Below are 20120 nucleotides of genomic sequence, written 5' to 3' on the forward strand. Positions count from 1 at the left end.
CCTAAGTGGCTTCGCCACCCCTGGACCCCAGGTTCGTGAATGCTCTTTCGCCTTCGTTCCTCAGGCTCATCGCATTCCCTGACGGGCTTCGCCCGTGGTGAATACCGAGGGCAAGGGGCAACACCTTGTATCAGGATAGCTTTCGTTCCCAGGCTCCGCCTGGGAATGATGCACGGAGGCTCTGCCTCCACCATTGAGAGCGTTTCATCCTTGAGGCAAAACATCGCAAAAACGGGTTGCCCCCGGCGTACCTTCCAGGGTCACACAAAGGCCCTGCACCGGCTTTGACGTTTTCATTTTCCGTCAGCGGTGTTACAACACGTGGAAATTGTGCTTCTTTTTCACCAAACGCATTCCACGGGAGGAGATTTTCATGGTCATTGATTTCCACACCCATGTGTTTCAGGACGAGGTGATACAAAACCGCGCCGCCCACCTGGCCGACGAGCCCGAATTCGCCCTGCTCTACGAATCCCCCAAGTCCGCCATGGTGGACGCCGAGGCCCTCATCGCCGTCATGGACGAAGACGGGGTGGACAAATCGGTGATCTTCGGGTTTCCCTGGCGCAGCGAAAAGCGATTCCGAGACAACAACGACGCGGTCATCGAGGCGGTACGAAACGATCCGGACCGGCTCATCGGCATGGCCTGTTTTGACCTGGGCGCCAAGGGCGCGGCCGCCGAGACCGCCCGCTGCCTGGATGCAGGGCTCAAAGGAGTTGGGGAGCTCGCCTTTTACCACTCCGGCATCGATGCCGAGGCCCTTGACCTCATGGAGCCCGTCATGGGGCTCTGCCGGGAGGCAAATGTGCCCGTGGTGATCCACACCAACGAACCCGTGGGCCACGCATACCCGGGCAAGACCCCCATCACCTTGGGGCAGATCTACAACCTGGCCGCCCGGTACCCGGACAACCGCATCGTCCTCTGCCACTGGGGCGGGGGCATCTTCTTTTTCAACCTGCTCAAGAAAGAGGCCAAAAAGACCCTTTCCAACCTCTGGTTCGACACCGCCGCCTCCCCTTATCTCTACGATGCCGAGATCTACGAGGCCGCGGCCCGGCTTGCAGGCGAAGACCGCATCCTCTTCGGAAGCGACTACCCCCTCATCCGCCCCTCCCGCTACCTCAAAGAGGTTGAAGGCCACGTGGCAGATGAGGCCCTGAGGCAAAAAATCTTAGGAAAAAACGCTGCGGCCCTGCTGGGAATATAAGTAAGGTCGGAAATGCTCTTGAGCCTTCGTTCCTCTGGCTCATCACATTGCCTGACGGACGCCGTCTGAATCGAAGGCCCTTGCGCTTTTGCCCGAGGACCGAGGGACAAAGCGCAAGGGCAATATGCTTTCGAGGTGTTTTCGCGATCCCGGCTCCGCCTCGCCGCCGGAGGCATTTTTGATTTTCCTTGAGTTTACCCTGAACACAAATGAGACCATCCATGAAGAGTTATCGAAAAGAGCTTTGGTTTGAGGTGCCTGCCCGGCGGGCCTTTATCAACATCACCCCGGACGTGGAGGCCTGCCTGGCCGAGAGCGGGATAAAGGAAGGCCTGGTGCTGGTCAACGCCATGCACATCACGGCCTCGGTGTTTATCAACGACGATGAAAAAGGGCTCCACCACGACTACGAGGTATGGCTGGAAAAGCTGGCGCCCCACGAGCCGGTGAGCGGGTACCGCCACAATGTGGGGGAGGACAACGCCGATGCCCACATGAAGCGGCAGGTCATGGGCCGGGAGGTGGTGGTGGCCATCACCGAGGGCGCCCTGGACTTCGGCACCTGGGAGCAGATTTTTTACGGCGAATTTGACGGCAGGCGCCCTAAGCGGGTCCTTGTGAAGATCATCGGAGATTAGGTATGGCCGGTTATGATGAGATGGCACCCGGGGTGTTCCGGATCCGCCAGCAGGTGCGCAAGGGCTGGGTCCCTTTCACCATGAACCTCTACGCCCTGCCCGGAAAAGACGGGCTCCTCTTTGACGCGGGCTCCGGCACCAGGGGGGCTGTGGCCCATGTGGCCCGGTGTCTCCTGGACCTGGAGAACCGGACCGGCTCTCGGGTGCGGCAGGTCCTTCCCAGCCACGGCCACTGGGACCATTTTTCCGGGGCCTCGGCCCTGGCGGAGCGGCACCGCATGACAGTGCGTCTCACCGAGGCCATGGTGCCCCTGGTCCGCACCCGGGCGTGTTACCGGGCAGCGTACCGGGAAGGGGCAAGCGCCCTTCGTCCCAGGGCAGGAGCCGTGAAAGAGGCCTTAAGGTCTTTGGGAGGCCGCCTCATGGACGAGGCCTTTTCCCTTTCCATGGGCATCCGGGCGGTCACCGGGCCCTTTTCTCCCCTGGCCGTGGGAGACCGCCTCGAAACCAACGCAGGCACCTGGGAGGTCCTTGCCGGTCCCGGCCACTGCGACGTCCACATCATGCTCTGGAATGAAGAGGCAGGCATCCTTTTGGGCGGTGACAACGTTTTGGCGGACATCACCACCTGGCTGGGTCCGCCCCGATCCGACCTTGTCACCTACCAAAAAACCCTGGAGACCATCCGGGAGTTGCCCGGCCTGCGCCTCATCCTGCCGGCCCACGGGCGGCCCGTCACCGATCCGGTCAAGCGCACCACCCACCTTATCGCCCACCGCAAAAAACGGCTGGCCGAGATCCGGGAAAAGGTGGAGACCGCAGGGCCCGAAGGCCTCACCGGCCGGAGCCTGGTCCGAGACTACTACCCCCGCATGGCCCCCCTGAAGCGAAGCATTGCCCAGGGCTGGATCGAGGCCACCCTCCTCTACCTTCTCCGGGAAGGAGACCTGGCCCGCACCGCAGAAAAGGGTCTCTGGCGGTACCATACGCCGTAAGGAAGCGCTCTCACCGCAGCATACCGTATTTCAAGCATTTACATTGCCACGGCTCATGGGGTAGACTCCGCCAATCGTGTGAGGTTCACACGGATAAAAACGCAGGTTTTCGTAACCCCACCATCCATTATGGAGAGTTCAAGAGTTCATGGTATGGCTTCGTTTGTTCACGGTATCGTTTTTGGGATTAACCGGGCTTGGCGCCCTGTTGCGGGTATTCTTCTACCTCTGCCATCGGGAAAGTTTTGCCGGGCTCTCCGCCTCCAAAGCCGCCTACAGCCTGATCTGGGGCCTTCGGTTTGACCTGGCCCTGGCGGCCATTTTTACCCTTCTGTGCCTCCTGCTGGGGGCCGTGCTGAGCCTTAAGAAAAAACGATGGGTTTTAGCCCCACTGGGCCTTGCCGCAACAGCCATTGTGGCTCTCCAGACCTCGGACATCATGTATTTCCATGATGCCAGCCGGCACATCGGCTACGAACTCTCCGACGCTGCCACGGACTTTGGGAGCCTCGTGGCCACGGCCTTTACCCAGTACGCCTCCGTCACCCTGGGAGGGTTCATTTTGCTGGGGCTGGCCCTTGGGACCATCTTCAAAGCCCGGGGCTGGGTCCTCAAGGAGACCCCGGCCCGACTCGGACTCATCAAAGGGGGCCTGGCCAGCCTGGTGGTGGCGGCCGTCCTTGTCATCTCCGTACGCGGTGGGGTCACCGGCCTTCCCATGAAGCCCCTGTTTGCCTACAAAATCGGGGATCCTGTCCAGGCCACCCTGGCCCTTAACGGCGGCTACAGCGGCCTCTATTACCTTTTTCGCAACCGGGACAAGATAGCCCAGATCCCGATGCCGGCCCCCGTCTCCACAGACGACCAGCGAAGGATCCTTGCCCGCCTCTACCCGGACGCCCCCACCAAAGAGGCCCTGACTTTTCGGCCCGTCAACGTGGTGGTGCTCCTTCTGGAAAGCTGGCCTGCGGCCCTGATGAAGAGCTACGGATACGAGCACGAGACCACCCCTTTTTTCGACAACCTCGCCACCCGGGGACTCCGGGCCGACGCCATGGTGGCAGGGGGGCATCGCACCACAGAAGGGATCTTCACCACCTTCTGCTCCTACCAGAACCCGTTGGGTCAGAGCCTGGCCAAGAGCCAGCTCACCACCTACCCCTACCGAAGCCTGGCCCAGAGCCTTTCGGACAAAGGCTGGAGCACCCTCTTTTTCCAGGGAACCCGCAAGGACACCAGCGGCACCGGGGCCTTTGCCCAGAGGCTGGGGTTCCAGGAGAGCTACGGCAAGGAGGAGATCAGTGGGATCCTTGGGCACCGAACCACTGGGGGTTTACGACCAGGACCTCTACACGTTTATCCTGAAAAAACTCAAGGCCACAAAAGCATACCTTGGCCGTGCCGACGCTCCCGCCCTCACAACTCCCTGCCCCCTTCGGTGACCCCCGCCTTCGGCATGGACACCCCGTTGAACCGGAACTTGAGCGTCCTGCGCTTTGCTGACGAGGCCCTGGAAGGGTTCATCACCGCTTACGAGGCAGACCCCGCCTTCGGCCCCACCCTCTTTGTCCTGCTGGCCGACCACACCGCAAAGGTCACAGGGCCGGCCCTGACCCAGTACCTCATTCCCTTTACCCTCTTTGCCACCGACGGCTCGGTGGCCCCCGGGGCCATCAACGCCCTGGTCTCCCAGCGGGACATCGCCCCCACCGTGGCCCACCTTCTGGGGGGTGAGATTCCCGCCTTTACCGGCCGCTCCCTCTTGAAACCCGGCCCCCGGGCTGCCGACTACTACCACCATGGCCTTCTGGGCTGGGTGGAAGGGGACCACGTGGTGGAGATCAACCTCCTTGGGTCGGGGGAGACAAAAACCTACCTGCGCGAGGGGCCCCTGGACCCGCTCTTTGAGGTGACCCCATGCCCATCCACAACGACCGCATGACTCGAGAGGCCCTGGCCTTTACCCAGCGCTCCCAGGACCTGCTCTTTAAAGGCAGGACCCTGGAATTTTTCGATCTCTTCAAGAAGTAAAGGCTCCCGCCCATGCTGCCGGCACCTTCCGCCGGCAGCGGCCACCCCAGGGCGTCCCTTCCTCACTTTTTCCTACGCAAATCCCATGGTTTGAGCTACTATGGCAGTGACAAGGGCCCACCTGCCAGGCGGCCCTTTTGCCCCTTCAAGGCGGCCACGCCAAGGCCCTGGGCACACGCATTCCCACAGAGCACGCCAACCCGACACCCCAAAACACACCCTTCGGGGGCCTCCCCGAACAGACAAGGATATGCCATGAACCGTTCCGACAGAATGCTTCGCTCCCTGGTCTATTCCCCGGTGGACAACCGGGAGGGGTACGACACCCACATCCCCATGATGAGCCGCATCGTGGGCGGCGCCGTGCGCTCGCTTGATGCGACGGCATGAAGGAGCCTGGCCATGCCCGGCTCCACCTGGGCCCAGTGGAGCCACGACACCCTGGAGGCCACCGTCACCCGCCCCATCCGCACCCACGCCCAGGTGGCCTCCATGCGGGGGGACAACCCGGACACCTTTGTCTACTCCGATGAGCTGGTGGAGCGCCTCTACGCCTCCATGCTCCGGGACGTCACCGGAGAGTTCATGGATGAAACCGGCCACTTTTCGGAAGATAAAGCCCGTCAGGTGATGGTCACCAGCGCCCTGAGGCGCCGGTTCAGCCAGCAGGTGGAAAACTTTCGCTATCTAGAGTGTGCCTACGGCACCTTCGGCCTCTCGGCCCTGAAAGCCCTGCGGGAGCTCCTCACCACCCTGGTGATGGCCGTCACCGAAGAGCGCGTCGACGGCCCCCTGCCCTACGCCGAAGGCGAAACCCTCTCCTTTGAGACCTACCTCACCATCGCCAGAAAGCGCCTGGAGAACCTGTTTCGTCACGACGCCTTTTACGTCAAGGATTTCTCCGAGCGCACCACCGGCGGCATCATCGGGGTCTCCCCTGGTGGTGAAGGGCTCCCGCCTGGGGCCCTGCACCCTCCGCGGTGCCTCACCCCCCAAGGGGCCGAGCCAGCTCCTTGCCTTTGCCAGCCCCCTGATCGACGAGCCGGGTCCCTGTTCGTCCCGGGGAAATGCGTGGAGGCCCTGTCTGGGCGCCGGGCTGCAGCATCTGCCTGGAACAACGCCGGGGAGCCAGGAGAAAAATCCGACGGCTTGGACCTGGATTTCTGGAAAAACGGGTAGGGCAAGGCCAACATGGGCTGGGTCCCAAAAGGAACATCCGGGGGAAGAGATCTGTGTGATGGGATACTGCATGGGGGGGACTCTGCTGCTCCCCTGGCTGGCCCGGAACCAGCGAGAGGAAGGGGCCTGAAAGCGCACTGGGTATAACCCGGTGGGGGCGGTTAGCCCCCATCCGGTTCAACGACGGGATGAGCGGCCAGGGGCCCATGCGGGACGTGATACGGCACGATTACGACCCTGCCCTCATTGCGGAGATGTACGGCGGGGTGGGGGTGCCACCCCAGATCATCGATGCGGGCATGAACGAGATCCAGCCCGGGGTGCGGTACTTTGTCAGGCGGGGATTTTACCAGCGGGCGGGAAAGGCGGAAGAGCTCCTGGAAGCGGCCCCCTTCTTTTACTGGCTCACCCACGGCACCCGGTTCGGCACGCGCTCCCACCTCACCTGGATCGGCGATCTCTTCATGGACAGCGCCATCGAAAAGGGGACCTACCCCCTCTCCTCTCCCGTTCCGGAACTCCACGGCAAGCCCGTGTCCATGACCTCCCTCTCACGCATGGGCGTGGCCCTTTTCGACTACCAACCTCGTCCCGGTCTCTCACCGCCGGGGCCTGTGGCGACCCAGCGAGCTGTGGGGAACCGAAGAGAGACGAACCGAGACAAAGGGGGGGCTGAACCGAACCATTGAGAAAAACGCGGCCACGTCTCTGAGGTCAGCCGTCGGCTCCTCTCCGAGTTCATTGAGAGCGTGGATGCCTTTTTCCAGGGGTAACGGGCATGGATAAAGGCCATTTGAGGGGGCGCGGGCTTAAAGGCCTGCCCCTGGCTTGCGTCAGAGAGCGGCCCCTGTCTCCCGGATGAAGATCTTATGATCCACCAGGGAGAGGGACTCGATGGCCCCCTTGATGAAGCGCTGCTCGCCGAAAATATTGATGAGCTTGAGTTCCCCCTCTTCCGTGGGAACGGCCACGTCCACCGACTCCATAATCAGTTTCGGCTCGCCGTCGGTAATGATATAGGCACTGGCTTCACACATGGGATACCTCCGTTTACGCGATTCATCCGGCAACCATTTCTACGTTTATCCATAAGGGCATGAACCCTGCAGGGTCCATGCGCGCGTCAATCGCCGGTGTCATACTGAAACATGCCGGTCTCGCACCGTCAAGAAAAACACCGCATAAGCGGCGCTGGCTGCGAGGGCATCAGTTCAACAGGGTTTTCAACCCCGATTCAATCAACTCATCCACCAGGTGGGGCAAGGGAGCCTTGTGCACCCCCACCACCTCCACGTTGTCCTGGGACAGGGGCAGCAGCACCTTTCTGGCCGAACAGCCGGAGATGGCCTCGGCCATGGCCGGAGTCACCTCCCCCATAAGGGCATGGGCCATGACAATCCCCAAGGGCCCGGTGGCCACATCGCAATGCTGGACGCTCCGGACAATGGCGTTTTCTCCGGACGCCCCACGGTTGGCTCCGGCCTTAAGCATCTGCGCCGTGGCCACGGCGTTGGTGCCCAGGGCGATGATCTCCACCTTCTCGGCAAACAAACCTGAGCATCATGATGATGGCGCTTCCGGATCTGCGCCTGCGCCGTCGATCGCGCAATTTCTGACATCGGCAAACTGCCTGGTGTATCTGGGCGGTGGATCAAAGCCGTGGTTTAGGTAAAGCCGACATAACCCCCTTCGGTTCATCCATTAATCAAACCGGCCTCCTCCCCGTCAATGCCGTCGCGTAAAAATCGCAGGCCCCGAGATGTGCGGAGCCTCCCACGCCAGACAGTCCCTTTATCCCTCTACTTGGTGCAGGCACCCGGTTTCGGGCAGCCTCGCAACGCAGAGAAACGGGCCCGTTTTTTCCTATCAAAAGGAATCAAGAGTTGAAAAAAAATTGATATTCCGGCAAAAATGAGAATTTAAATTAAGGACGTGCTTGAAAAGGTGATCCTTTTCCAGGCACCACCCGGCGAAGGGACCCTGGAGAACACAAGGAGCCCCTCAAAGAAACTTCGCAGCCGGAGCGCCCCTGGCCCGAAAACCCCGTTGTTGCATGTTCCACGGGCAGGGAAAGGAACGTTGTTCCTGCTATCATCCACCATCGGTTCGTTTCCGGCGGCCATGACACACTCCAAACAGCGTGCTGTTCTATGTCTTATATTGAAGCGTTACATCTCATGCGGGACCCCTTCGACGACTACGTGGACGAGGCCTCGTTTTTTCCATATACCAAGCTCATTGAAACCGTCGCCCTGGTGCGCAACCTGATGGAGGCTCCCCACAACGTGGTCCTCATCACGGCTGATCCGGGGGGAGGAAAAACCCTCCTGCTCAAACAGGTGCTGGCCGCAGATGAAGAGAGCTGGAGTGTCTGCACCCTCCAGCTGCCCACAGGCTGCGCCCCGTTGCGGGCCTACACCATGATGCGTGACGACCTGCCCGTCATCATGGTGGACGACGCCCACCGCCTGGAGCCCGACGCCCTGGCCGCCCTCATCAAGCAGACCACCGATGAGGGGGAGCCGCGCCAGTTCAAACAGGTCATCTTAACGGGGCTGCCCCACACGGCCGCCCTTTTGGACACCCTGCGCCACCTGGTTCCCGCCCATGACGGCATCCGTGAGGTTCCCCTGCCCCCCATGGGACTTGCCGAAATGACGACTTACCTGGAAGGGCGCCTGCAGTCCGCGGGGCACCAGGGCGAGCTGCCCCTCACCGACGGCCAGGTGATGCGCATTCACCTCAATTCCGGGGGATACCCCGGAGCGGCCAACGCCGAAGCCGCCAAAGAGCTGGCCCAGGAGTACGCCGGCGCGGCCTCGACGCCGTCCCCAGAGGGTCTCGGGGAAGGGTTGCTTGAACAACGACCTGCACCCCCCGGCTTAGCCCCTGACCATCCAGACGGGGCCGCCCTCCCAAGGGCCGCCCCACCACCGGAGACGCCATGGAGATCCTCGACCTGTCTGCCCCGCTGGATTCCGACACCGCCTGGGCCCCCTGGTGGGCCCGTACCCGTGTCAAACGCCAGGGCCACCGCTTCGGCGCCCTGACCGTCTTTCTTCTCACGGGCCTGACGCCCCGGTTCCTGCGCCGCCGCCTCGGCTGGGCCAACGACACCCTCTCCCTCTCCTCCCACGGCACCACCCATCTGGACGCTCCCTGGCACTACGCCCCGGACGCCGGGGGCAAGCGCGCCATGACCATCGACGAGGTTCCCCTCTCCTGGTGCTTTTCCCCGGGGGTCTGCCTGGACATGAGCCACAAAAAAGACGGGGAGGCCATCGCCGAAGCCGACATCACGGCCTGGGAAGAGGCCCGGGGAATCACCATCACCGCCGGGACCATCGTGCTCATCCGCACGGGCATGGACCGGCTCCTGGGAGATCCCGCGTACTTTACCACCGGCCCCTGGGTGACCCGAGGGGCCACGGCCCTGCTCACAATGCGGGGGGTCAAGATCACGGGCATCGACGCCTGGGGGTGGGACGGCCCCCTCTCCCACATGGCAAGGCGCGCCAAAACCGGAAAGGGTGAATTCTGGGAATCCCACTACCAGGGGGCCGAGACCCCGTACTGCCACCTGGAACGCCTGGCGGGCCTCCACCGCCTCCCGGACCAGGGCTTTACCGTCTGCTGCTTCCCCTTGAAGGTCAAGGGAGGTTCTGCAGGGCCGAGCCGTGTGGTGGCCCTCATGCCCGACGGCGAGGAAGGGCCCCTCCCATGACACCGACACGGGCTCCCCGCCCTCTCCCCACCCACCGCCGCGCCGGTCCCTTTGCCCGGCTCTGTGCCGCCCTGCTGGTGCTCCTCATGCCCTTGACGGTCCGGGCCGCAGCCCTGGACGTCACCGACCTTGAAACCAGCCTCTCGCCGGGGCCGTCCCTGCTCTGGCATGCCGACGCCGAAGCAACCCTCACCGTCACCGAGGCGGCCCGTCCCGACACCCTTTTTGCCCCCCTGGAAAACCTCGAATACGCCTTCGGGTTCATGGGCTACCCCCTGTGGGGACGCCTCACCCTGAGCAACCGGGGCGACGCCCCCTTTGACGCGGTCATCACCATCGACTACCCGCCCTTAGACGAGGTGGTCTTCTACCACCCCGGCCTCGAAGGCTTCGAGCGTGAGATAAGCGGCGACACCCACCCCTTTGCCGAGCGGCCCCTGGCCCACCCGGCCGTGGCCTTTCCCGTCACCCTGCCCCCGGGGGAGACCACCGTCTTTCTGCGCATCACCACCCGGGGCGCCATGGTCCTGCCCGTCCGGGTCTGGAACGCCGACGCCTTTCCCGCCACAAACCGTGGTGGCCCGCCCCTGTCGTGGATCTTCTACGGGGTCATGCTGGCCATGGCCACCCACGCCCTCTTTGCCTTTCTGGCCACCCGGGAGCGCACCCGGCTCTCCCTGCTGCTCTTTGCTCTTGCCCTGACCCTCCACGCCATGGTCCACGCCGGTCACGCCTTTCAGTTCCTCTGGCCGGAGGCTCCGGACTGGGCCAACACGGCCAACCCCCTGCTTCTTGCGACGGCCACCTTTTTTGCCCTGCTCTTCTCCCGGGGCTTTCTGGAAACCCGCACCCTCTGCCCGGACCTGGACCGCCTCATCAAGGCCGGGTTGGTACTCTGCTTGGGCCTGGCCGCCTGCGCCCCGATCCTGGACTACCGCATCATCAGCCAGTGGACCACGGTCACGGGCATCGCCACCGTCCTGGTGATGCTGGCAGGGGGAGCGGCCATGGCCGCCAAAGGGGGCCGCCCCACACGCTTTTTCCTGATGGCCTGGCTCCTCTTCCTGGCCGGGGGCGCCCTCTCGGCAGGAAGCCTCTACGGGGTGGTGCCCTTAGGCCCCCTCTCCCGCTGGGGCCTGGAGATGGGCTACGGCCTCCTGGTCCTTTGTCTCTCCTGGGCCACGCACGACAAACAGCAGGCCCGGCAGCGCCAAAGCACCGAGTCCGTCAGGGCCCTCCGGGATTCCGAAGAGACCTACCGCAGCCTGGTGGACAACGCCAGGGACGGCATCGTGGTGGAGGTCGACGGCCGAATCACCTACGCCAACCAGGCCATCATGACCATGTGCGGCTACGAAGGCGAAGCCTTCTACACCGTGCCCGTCATCGACCTGTTCGCCGACGCGGACACGGGGCGGGCCATGATGGATGACAGGCTCAGCGCCCGGCGCCAGGGTCAGAGTCCCTCGGGCCAGTACGAGGCACGGCTCCGCCACAGAGACGGCGATATCATCGACGTCATCATCTCCGAGACCCCCGTCACCATGGGCGGGCGACCGGCGACCATGGCCATCGTCACGGACATCACCCGTCAAAAGCAGGCCGAAGAGAAGATCAACCGGCAAAACGAAGAGCTCACCGCCCACCGCAACCGCCTGGAAGAGCTGGTGGCCGAACGCACGGCCCAGCTGGAAAAGGCCATCGGCAGCTCCGAACTGGCCGTGGAAGAGGCCAAGGAAGCAGCCGTCACCAAGAGCACCTTCCTGGCCAACATGAGTCACGAGATCCGCACCCCCATGAACGCCATCATCGGCATGAGCGACCTGGTGATGCGCACGGACCTCACCCCCCGCCAGCGCGAGTACCTGGGCATCATCCGTTCCTCCTCGGGCTCGCTGCTCCAGATCATCAACGACATTTTAGACTTTTCCAAAATGGACGCGGGCAAGCTCCGGTTCGAGGAGATCCCCTTTCGCCTGGCCGAGGTGGTGGAGGCGGTCACCGACCTGTTCATCGAAAGCTGCGTAAGAAAAGAGATCGAGCTGGTGGTGGACATCGACCCGGAGGTGCCCGACGAGCTCATCGGGGACCCCTTGCGCTTTCGCCAGGTGCTGGCCAACCTTCTCTCCAACGCCTTTAAATTCACCGAGGCAGGGGAGATCGCCATCACCGCCACCTGCCTCCGGCAGGAAGAGCACCACGTGGAGCTCTTTGTGGCCGTCCGGGACACGGGCATCGGCGTGGACCCCAAGCGGTCGGACCGCCTCTTCGAGGTGTTCAGCCAGGCCGATGGCTCCACCACCCGCAAATACGGAGGCACGGGCCTGGGCCTTGCCATCTGCCGCAACATCGTGGAGCGCATGGGCGGGGCCATCTGGGTGGAACAGGTCCACGGCGGGGGAAGCCGGTTCTGCTTCACCGCCCGCATCCGGTTCATGGACACCCACGCCCAGCCCACCCTCATTCCCCATGAGATGCGAAGGGGGGCCGTGCTCCTGGTGGAAGACAACGCCGCCACGCGCACTGTCCTGGCCCGCGACCTCACGGGCTTCGGCTTCACCGTGGCAGAGGCCGAAAGCGGGGAAGAGGCCTTGAAGCACTTTCGAAAGGGGAGCTATCCCCCTTTGAGCCTGGCCGTCATCGACCTGCAACTGCCCGGCATCAACGGCATCGACACCGCAACGGACCTGGTGAAAAGCGGCGGGGCAGACAGCCCCCGGGTGATCCTCATCGGCCCCTTCGGCCGGGAAGAGGAGGTGGTCCGGGCCCGGCGCAGCGGCTTTGCCCACTTTCTCATCAAGCCGGTCAAGACCTCGGCCCTGTTTGACGCCGTCATGGAGATCTTCGGCGCCCCCCGCACGGCCACCGGCCCGACGTCCTCTTCGGCCGCCCCCAGGGACCTGAGGGGCCTGTCCGTGCTCCTGGTGGAGGACAACCCGGTGAACCAGATGGTGGCCAGCGAACTCCTCAAAGGCTGGGGCATTGACGTCACCGCCGCCGCCAACGGCCTGGAAGCGGTCAAGAAGGTGGAGACCCACCCCTTCAACCTGGTGCTCATGGACCTTCAGATGCCCATCATGGACGGCCTGGAGGCAACGGCCATGATCCGGGACAACCTGGCCATGCCCGATTTGCCCATCGTGGCCATGACCGCCCACGCCATGCAGGGAGACAAGGAGCGCTGCCTCCACGCGGGCATGGACGATTACGTGGCCAAGCCCATTCACCGGGAACGCCTCTTTGAGGTCATCGCCCGCCACACCGTGGGGACCGACGCACCGGCCCACCACGACACACCCCTTGCCGGAGGATGCGTCCTCGATTTCGACGCCGGGGTGGAGCGGCTGGGCTCCGAGGCCCTCTACGACCGGGTGCTCCAGCGTTTCCAGGTCGAGTACCGGGACTTTGCCCCCAAACTGGCCGACCTTCTGGACGCTTCGGACCTTGCCGCCCTGCGCATGGAGGCCCACGCCCTCAAGGGGGTGGCCGCCAACATCGCCGCCGACATCCTCTCGGCCGAGGCCGCAGCCATGGAAGAGACCGCGGCCCGGGAGGACCTTTCCAGCGCCCGGGAGCTGGAACCGGCCCTTTCCCGGGCCCTTTCCCACGTGCTCTCCGCCGTGGAGACCCTGGAGCGGCCAGCGGCCCCTGCCCCGAAAGTCCCCGCGTCTCCGCCCGAAAAGGCCCGCGATACGATGGTGGCCCGCCTCCGGGACGAATTGACCGAGGCCGACCCCGTGGGCTCAGCCGAGACCGTGGGGGCGTTGATCCGGCACCTGCAGGGCAAAGAGCAGGAGGCGACCCTTGCCGCCATGCAGGAGGTCGCAGAGCTCATCGACGCGTACGACTTCGACGGGGCCCGGCACCGACTCGCCCTGCTCACCGGATGATCCCCCTTTCCAACCCATGGGGATATGTGGTAGAAAACGAAGCCCCATGGGGGCCTTTACGGCACGTAAGTGCCGCCTGCTTACCCACAACAGACAAACAGATACGAATCGCATGACGAACCCAACCATACTGACCCGTCAAGGGTTCCCCTTTGCCTTTGACCCCGCCGCCTGCGAGACCTGCGGAGGGCGTTGCTGCAACGGGGAGTCCGGAAACATCTGGGTCACCCGGGACGAAAGCCGGGCCCTGGCCCATGCCCTGGGGATGACCCCGGAGGCCTTTGCCCGGGACTATTTAAAAAAAGTGGGATACCGCGTCTCCATCGGAGAGCGGCAGGAGGGAGAGAATTTTGCCTGCCTTCTCTACGACAGGAACAAAGGGGGGTGTTCGGCCTACGAGGCCCGTCCCGCCCAGTGCCGGACCTTTCCCTTCTGGGACTACTTTCGGGAGAGGCCCCACGAGGCGGCGGCGGAGTGCCCGGGCGTCATCCTTGACGAAAGCAGCCCGGACCATCGCTGACCATGGGGATAAGAAACCGGCAGCTGGCCGATCAGGCAAGGGAGATGGAAAGGGGCACCACATGAAGGGCCCGGGAAACCTCACGGGTCCGGCCGATGCGCCACTCCCCGCAGGTTGCGGACTCGCCCAGGGCGGCGTCGATTTTGGCCACCAGCCCCTTAAGGTTGATCAGGGGATGCCGCGTAAAGACCTCGGGCAGGCCGTAGGTGAGGCTGCAGACAAGGCATTTGCCCGGCCTCTGGGTCAGGTGCAGCTCGAACTCAAGGCTCTTGTCCCCTTCGCCGGCATAAACCAGGGAGATATCGTAAGCCCCGTCTTCGGCATCGCCGTAGAGTGCTTCAAAAAACTGGTCGGAAAGATCAGCCGGAAATACCTCAGCGAGAAAATCGGCAGTAAACAGGGACCGAAATGTATCCGTGCTCATGGGTGGGTGCTCCTTGGTCATGTTTGATTATGAGTTACAGGTGATCCCGGTGAGTTACCATCGGAATCCCACATGATTTTTGAAGGAAAGAAACCATATACCACGGAAAAGCCGCCGGTCAAACAAAAAGCGCCCCGAAACCCGGTATCAAGAGCCCGAGGATGTTGACCAACGACGTGTGACAAACCAATCAGGAGTGTGACGATGCTTACCGCATACAGACAAAGCGAGGCCCAACGGCAAGAGATGGGAATTCCCCCGAAACCCCTCACCGACGCCCAGGTGACAGCCCTGTGCGAGCTCCTTGCGGATCCCCCCGCAGGCCAGGAACAAGAGCTCCTGGACCTTCTCACCCACCGGGTCCCCCCCGGCGTGGACCCGGCCGCAAAGGTGAAGGCGGAGTTTCTCGCAGCCCTTGCCCAAGGCGAGCAGAAAAGCCCTCTCATTGACCCCAAAGAGGCCGTGGCCCTTCTGGGCACCATGGGGGGCGGCTACAACACCGGCGCCCTCTTTGACCTTCTGGCCCACCCAGAGCTGGGCACCCCGGCCGCCGACGCCCTGGCCCGCCTTGTCATCGTCCCGGACGTCTTCGACAAGGTGGTGGAAGCCGCCAAAAACCTGCCCGCAGCGGAAAAGGTCCTCTCGGCCTGGGCCGATGGCCTCTGGTTCACCGAGAAAAAGGCCCTGCCCGAAGCCCTCACCGTGACGGTCTTTAAAGTGGACGGCGAGTGCAACACCGACGACTTCTCCCCGGCCGGAGAGGCCTGGAGCCGCCCGGACATACCCTTGCACGCCCTGTCCATGCTCACCAGCCGCGACGAAAACGCCCTTGCCACCATCGAAGAGCTCAAGGCCAAGGGCCACCCCGTGGCCTTTGTGGGCGACGTGGTGGGCACCGGCTCCTCCCGCAAGTCCGCCACCAACTCCCTGCTCTGGCACATCGGCGACGAGATCCCCTTTGTCCCCAACAAGCGCGCAGGGGGCGTGGTTCTGGGCGGCAAGATCGCTCCCATCTTCTTCAACACCCTGGAAGACGCAGGGGCTCTGCCCGTGGAGTGTGACGTCACCGCCCTTGCCACCGGCCAGGTGGTCACCATCCGCCCCTACGACGGCACCGTCACCGATGAGGCCGGCACCGTGCTCTCCCGCTTTGCCCTCAAAACCGAGGTGCTCTTTGACGAGGTGCAGGCCGGGGGCCGCATTCCCCTCATCATCGGCCGTAACCTGACGGCCATGGCCAGAAAAGCCAAAGGACTTGAAGACAGCGACCTCTTCCGCGCCACCCCCGTGGCCGCCGACACGGGCAAGGGATTTACCCTGGCCCAGAAGATCGTGGGCCGTGCCTGCGGCATGGACGGGGTCCGCCCCGGCACCTACTGCGAGCCCAAGATGACCACCGTGGGCTCCCAGGACACCACCGGCCCCATGACCCGGGACGAGCTCACCGAGCTGGCTTGCCTCTCCTTTGCCTCGGACCTGGTGATGCAGTCCTTCTGCCACACCGCCGCCTACCCCCGGCCCGTGGATATCGCCATGCACGACACCCTCCCCGGCTTCATGACCAGCCGCGGGGGCGTGGCCTTAAAGCCCGGCGACGGGGTGATCCACTCCTTTTTAAACCGCATGATCCTGCCCGATACCGTGGGCACCGGCGGCGACTCCCACACCCGTTTTCCCATGGGAATCAGCTTTCCGGCAGGCTCCGGCCTGGTGGCCTTTGCCGCCGCCATGGGCCGCATGCCCCTGGACATGCCCGAGTCCGTGCTGGTGCGCTTTACCGGCACCCCCAAACCCGGTATCACCCTGCGGGACATCGTCAACGCCATCCCCCTTGCCGCCATTGAAAAGGGTCTGCTCACCGTGGCCAAAGAGGGCAAGAAGAACATCTTCTCCGGCCGCATCTTAGAGATCGAAGGGCTGGATCACCTCTCCGTGGACGAGGCCTTTGAGCTCACCGACGCCTCGGCCGAGCGCTCGGCAGCAGCCGCCACCATCCGCCTCTCCGAGGCCCAGGTGAGCCGCTACCTGCGCTCCAACGTGGCCCTCTTAAAGTCCATGGTGGCCCAAGGCTACGAAGCCAAAGAGACCTTAACGGCCCGCATCAAGGCCATGGAGGCCTGGCTCAACGCCCCGGCGCTCCTCTCCGCCGACAGTGACGCCGAGTACGCCGAGGTCATCGAGATCGACCTTGCCACCCTCACCGAGCCCATCCTCGCCTGCCCCAACGACCCCGACGACGTCAAGCGCCTCTCCGAGGTCACCGGCACCCCCATCGACGAGGTCTTCATCGGCTCCTGCATGACCCACATCGGCCACTTCAGGGCCGCCGCCGCCCTCCTCGAAGGAGACGGCGAAGTGCCCGTGCGCCTCTGGATGACCCCGCCCACGGTCATGGACAAAGACCAGCTCCGACGCGAAGGCCTCTACAACCCCTTGTGTCGCGCCGGCGCCCGCATGGAGATCCCCGGCTGCTCCCTGTGCATGGGCAACCAGGCCCGCGTGGCCCCGAACACCACCGTGCTCTCCACCTCCACGCGCAACTTCCCCAACCGCATCGGCGACGGCGCCAACGTCTTCTTAGGCTCTGCCGAACTGGCCGCCGTCACCGCCCGTTTGGGCAAGCTCCCCGACCCCGCCACCTACTTCTCCGAGATGGCGGCCCTTGAAGGACGGGAAGGCGAGATCTACCGCTTCATCGATCTCTCGGAGGACAAAGAATAAAAAAACCAGGGGATACATCCCCTGGACCCCAGGGTCGCACATGCTCCGGGGCTCGTCCCTCGTCCCGTCACATCTGCTGACGGGCTGCGCCCGTGGGACATTGCCCGCCATGGGTGATGCTTTCTGGTTAAAAAATCAAAGGGCCCTTTTCCTAAACGGGAAGGGGCCCTTTTTGATTGACGCTCTAAATACCCGGACAAAAACAGATCGTTTATACGGAACCGCCTCAAAACCCCGGCACAGCAGGCCTCTTAGGGGAAACCTGAACCTAGCGTTTAAACTCCCGGCCAAACTGAGACACCCTCTCACACCCCACCAGCTCCGCCGCATCCCCCACGCGGAGACCTTCCCGATCAATCAGGAGCCCTGCCTTGTTCAGGCGTGTTTTTTTCAAATATCGCAAGGGACTCTCTTCAGTCACCTGCTGAAACAAAGATATGTCAAAAAGTATCCGATTTCCGTGATTCTGTTTATTGAAGCCAGCCGCCTATCGACCTACAATCACATCAAATCGATACCATCAGCCCCATATGACGTCCCATGCCATGGGTCAACGCCATGCCGCTGATGTCACAACACACGCTTTCCATAAGGACGGAACATGACATCCCGTATCCATAACAATTTTCCCGAAGGCGACTCTTCAAGGGCGAAAGCCCGGTTAAACGGGGCCCTTTTCATGACCTTGCTGGGCCTCACCGGGTGCACCCAGATCTGCAGCAAGCCCCTCGACATCAACCAGCTAACGCCCCCTGAAGAGTTCAGCCAGTACTCTGACGGGACATTTTTCAACCAGGAGGAAACTCGCCTGGCAAAACCAGGGGGGTATGTTGGCATGCTCAAAGCCTATGTCTTGGGAAAGGAGACACGATTTCCCGAAACCGAGCCACCGTCTCACCCCCAGGCATCCGCAGAAGCCATCAAAAGGCAGGCCAGCGGTCTTCATGCCACCTGGGTGGGACACGCCACCGTGCTTCTTCAGGTAGACGGGCACACCATCCTCACCGACCCCATGTTCAGCAGGCGAACGTTTCCCCTTGTCGGTCCCAAGCGGTTCCTGGCGCGGCCCCCCATCACCATTGACCAGCTTCCCGACATCGACGTGGTCCTCATCTCCCACAACCACTACGATCACCTGGACAAGGCCAGCATCCGGCAATTGATCCCCAGGGTGGGGCATTTCATCGTGCCCTTAAAGGTGGGGAAAAAACTTTCGGCCTGGGGGGTTTCCCCTTCGTCCATCAGCGAGCTGGCATGGTGGGATGAAATCTCCCCTGTGCCGGGCCTGACCCTCACCGCCACCCCGGCGCGTCACTTCTCCGGCCGGGGGCTCAGGGACGGCAACAAAACCCTCTGGGCTTCATGGGCCATCTCCGGCCCTGACCACTCGGTGTTTTTCAGTGGCGACTCAGGCTACACCTCGGCCTTTAAAGCCATCGGCGAAAAGCTGGGCCCCTTTGACCTCACCCTCATGGAATGCGGGGCCTACAGCCCATTCTGGCCCGACATCCACATGCAGCCTGAAGAGTCCGTTCAGGCCCACCGGGACGTTCAAGGCGGGGTAATGGTTCCCATCCACTCCGGCACCTTCAACCTTGCGATCCACGACTGGTTCGAGCCCATGGAGCGCGCCCTCAAGGCCGCAGGAAAAAAGGGCGTGACCCTTGCCACCCCCATGGCCGGAGACACCGTGACCATCGGCAAGGCGCTGCCCCAAACAGCCTGGTGGAGGCCCAAGCAAGCACCCGGCCTTGCCAGTTCCACGGCTCTGGCAACCGAAACCGACTAAACATACCTACGCCGTAAAAAGAGGAAAAAATGAAAAAGTCAGAAAAGAACCCCTTCGGGCCCAAGGGCTGGACCCCTGAACGCCTGCCATCCCTGAAGGGAAAAACATACGTCATCACCGGTGCCAATGTCGGTGCGGGCTTTGAGGCAACGAAAGTCTTTGTCGGCAAAGGCGCAAAGGTGGTGATGCTGTGCCGCAATCCCCAAAAGGCCAAGACAGCCATCGCAAAGATCAAAGACCAGTTCCCTGCTGCAGATGTCTCTTTTATCCAACTGGACCTGGCCTCGCTGGACTCCGTCCGCCAAGCCGCAGAGACCGTCAACAAAGAGGTTCCCCGGATCGATGCCCTCATATGCAACGCGGCCATCGCCCAGGTGGCAAAGCAGGAGCTCACCGTGGATGGCTTTGAGAGCCAACTGGGGGTGAACCATTACGGGCACTTCCTCTTATGCGGACTCCTCTTTAACCATGTGGAAGCCTCCGGGGGACGCATCGTTGTCGTCGGGAGCCTGGGGTATCGGATGGGGCTCAAGTGCATTCAATTTGAAGACCTTGACTTCAATAGCAACTACGTTCCCATGAATACGTACTCTCACAGCAAGCTGGCCCAGATGGTCTTTGCATACGAGTTGCAGCGACGTATCACAGACGCCGGGAAACAGGTGCAGGTGTTGGTGTGCCATCCGGGGGCAGCCCGAACCACCCTGGCCCAGGAAGAAGCCAACCTGGCCACAAAAATACTGTTTAAAATCTTGTCTCCCTTTGCGCAATCCGCCGAAAAAGGCTCGTGGCCCGAAGTCCTGTGCGCCACGGAAGAGGGCCTTGAGCCAGAAGCCTTTTATGGGCCCACAAAAAGGGGGGAAATGGCCGGTCCCATCGGCACATGCAGGCTCCTTCCCCATGTGCTGGATCGCGGGGTGGCCGAAAAGCTATGGACCGTTTCTGAAGAGAAGACCGGCCTGGCATGGTCGCCATAGCAAAGCGCCAGGTTCAGGG

The 20120-nt window shown here is 62.8% G+C and carries 18 protein-coding genes; 14 read left to right on the forward strand and 4 right to left on the reverse strand.

Translation table 11 applies throughout. The features are described from left to right. Positions 1 to 373 precede the first annotated feature (373 nt). The 7 genes from ACOYW2_RS24845 (at position 374) to ACOYW2_RS24875 (ending at position 6745) form a co-directional block, all read left to right on the forward strand. On the forward strand, positions 374 to 1213 hold the full coding sequence (locus ACOYW2_RS24845) for an amidohydrolase family protein (protein WP_482768310.1): 840 nt from the start codon (positions 374 to 376) through the stop codon (positions 1211 to 1213). Positions 1214 to 1434: 221 nt separating this feature from the next. Next, complete coding sequence (locus tag ACOYW2_RS24850) at positions 1435 to 1851, forward strand: secondary thiamine-phosphate synthase enzyme YjbQ (protein ID WP_482768311.1); 417 nt, start codon at positions 1435 to 1437, stop codon at positions 1849 to 1851. Between the two features lie 2 nt (positions 1852 to 1853). After that, complete coding sequence (locus ACOYW2_RS24855) at positions 1854 to 2846, forward strand: MBL fold metallo-hydrolase (RefSeq protein WP_482768312.1); 993 nt, start codon at positions 1854 to 1856, stop codon at positions 2844 to 2846. A gap of 148 nt (positions 2847 to 2994) precedes the next feature. Then, positions 2995 to 4788, forward strand: coding sequence for an LTA synthase family protein (locus tag ACOYW2_RS24860; RefSeq protein ID WP_482768313.1), 1794 nt, complete (start codon positions 2995 to 2997; stop codon positions 4786 to 4788). 344 nt (positions 4789 to 5132) lie between these two features. Beyond that, complete coding sequence (locus ACOYW2_RS24865) at positions 5133 to 5267, forward strand: hypothetical protein (RefSeq protein WP_482420418.1); 135 nt, start codon at positions 5133 to 5135, stop codon at positions 5265 to 5267. 12 nt (positions 5268 to 5279) lie between these two features. Continuing rightward, a complete protein-coding gene (locus ACOYW2_RS24870; RefSeq protein WP_482768314.1) occupies positions 5280 to 6056 on the forward strand; it encodes a hypothetical protein in 777 nt (258 codons plus the stop codon). Positions 6057 to 6262: 206 nt separating this feature from the next. Further along, positions 6263 to 6745, forward strand: coding sequence for a hypothetical protein (locus ACOYW2_RS24875; RefSeq protein WP_482768315.1), 483 nt, complete (start codon positions 6263 to 6265; stop codon positions 6743 to 6745). A gap of 144 nt (positions 6746 to 6889) precedes the next feature. Here ACOYW2_RS24875 and ACOYW2_RS24880 read toward each other — a convergent pair whose 3' ends face one another. Next, on the reverse strand, positions 6890 to 7093 hold the full coding sequence (locus ACOYW2_RS24880; RefSeq protein WP_180138051.1) for a CooT family nickel-binding protein: 204 nt from the start codon (positions 7091 to 7093) through the stop codon (positions 6890 to 6892). Between the two features lie 169 nt (positions 7094 to 7262). Further along, positions 7263 to 7607 (reverse strand): DUF3842 family protein, encoded by a 345-nt coding sequence (locus tag ACOYW2_RS24885; protein WP_482768316.1) that lies wholly within the window; start codon positions 7605 to 7607, stop codon positions 7263 to 7265. Between the two features lie 599 nt (positions 7608 to 8206). Here ACOYW2_RS24885 and ACOYW2_RS24890 point away from each other — a divergent pair. The 4 genes from ACOYW2_RS24890 (at position 8207) to ACOYW2_RS24905 (ending at position 14190) form a co-directional block, all read left to right on the forward strand. Beyond that, positions 8207 to 9106, forward strand: a complete 900-nt coding sequence (locus ACOYW2_RS24890; protein ID WP_482768317.1) for a hypothetical protein — start codon at positions 8207 to 8209, stop codon at positions 9104 to 9106. Continuing rightward, positions 9001 to 9780: a cyclase family protein gene (locus ACOYW2_RS24895; protein ID WP_482768318.1), complete on the forward strand. Its 780-nt coding sequence runs from the start codon at positions 9001 to 9003 to the stop codon at positions 9778 to 9780. The genes ACOYW2_RS24890 and ACOYW2_RS24895 overlap by 106 nt, the downstream gene beginning before the upstream one ends. Next, positions 9777 to 13670, forward strand: coding sequence for a response regulator (locus ACOYW2_RS24900; RefSeq protein WP_482768319.1), 3894 nt, complete (start codon positions 9777 to 9779; stop codon positions 13668 to 13670). The genes ACOYW2_RS24895 and ACOYW2_RS24900 overlap by 4 nt, the downstream gene beginning before the upstream one ends. A gap of 112 nt (positions 13671 to 13782) precedes the next feature. Further along, a complete protein-coding gene (locus ACOYW2_RS24905) occupies positions 13783 to 14190 on the forward strand; it encodes a YkgJ family cysteine cluster protein (protein ID WP_482420425.1) in 408 nt (135 codons plus the stop codon). A 31-nt stretch (positions 14191 to 14221) separates the two neighbouring features. On the opposite strand, the gene ACOYW2_RS24910 is transcribed toward ACOYW2_RS24905, so the two are convergent. Beyond that, complete coding sequence (locus ACOYW2_RS24910; protein WP_180138064.1) at positions 14222 to 14614, reverse strand: pancreas/duodenum homeobox protein 1; 393 nt, start codon at positions 14612 to 14614, stop codon at positions 14222 to 14224. A gap of 204 nt (positions 14615 to 14818) precedes the next feature. On the opposite strand from ACOYW2_RS24910, the gene acnB reads away from it, so the two are divergent. Then, a complete protein-coding gene (acnB, locus tag ACOYW2_RS24915; protein ID WP_482768320.1) occupies positions 14819 to 17335 on the forward strand; it encodes a bifunctional aconitate hydratase 2/2-methylisocitrate dehydratase in 2517 nt (838 codons plus the stop codon). Between the two features lie 268 nt (positions 17336 to 17603). On the opposite strand, the gene ACOYW2_RS24920 is transcribed toward acnB, so the two are convergent. Continuing rightward, positions 17604 to 17756 carry a helix-turn-helix transcriptional regulator gene (locus tag ACOYW2_RS24920; RefSeq protein WP_482771086.1) on the reverse strand — a complete coding sequence of 51 codons (153 nt, stop codon included), beginning with the start codon at positions 17754 to 17756 and terminating at the stop codon, positions 17604 to 17606. A gap of 180 nt (positions 17757 to 17936) precedes the next feature. On the opposite strand from ACOYW2_RS24920, the gene ACOYW2_RS24925 reads away from it, so the two are divergent. Together ACOYW2_RS24925 and ACOYW2_RS24930 are read left to right on the forward strand one after the other, a co-directional pair. Continuing rightward, positions 17937 to 19124 carry an MBL fold metallo-hydrolase gene (locus ACOYW2_RS24925; RefSeq protein ID WP_482768321.1) on the forward strand — a complete coding sequence of 396 codons (1188 nt, stop codon included), beginning with the start codon at positions 17937 to 17939 and terminating at the stop codon, positions 19122 to 19124. 29 nt (positions 19125 to 19153) lie between these two features. Continuing rightward, entirely contained in the window at positions 19154 to 20101 is a 948-nt protein-coding gene (locus ACOYW2_RS24930) for an SDR family oxidoreductase (RefSeq protein WP_482768322.1), read from the forward strand. The last annotated feature ends 19 nt before the right edge of the window (positions 20102 to 20120 follow it).

It is taken from the genome of Desulfoluna sp. CLI2B (assembly GCF_056847375.1).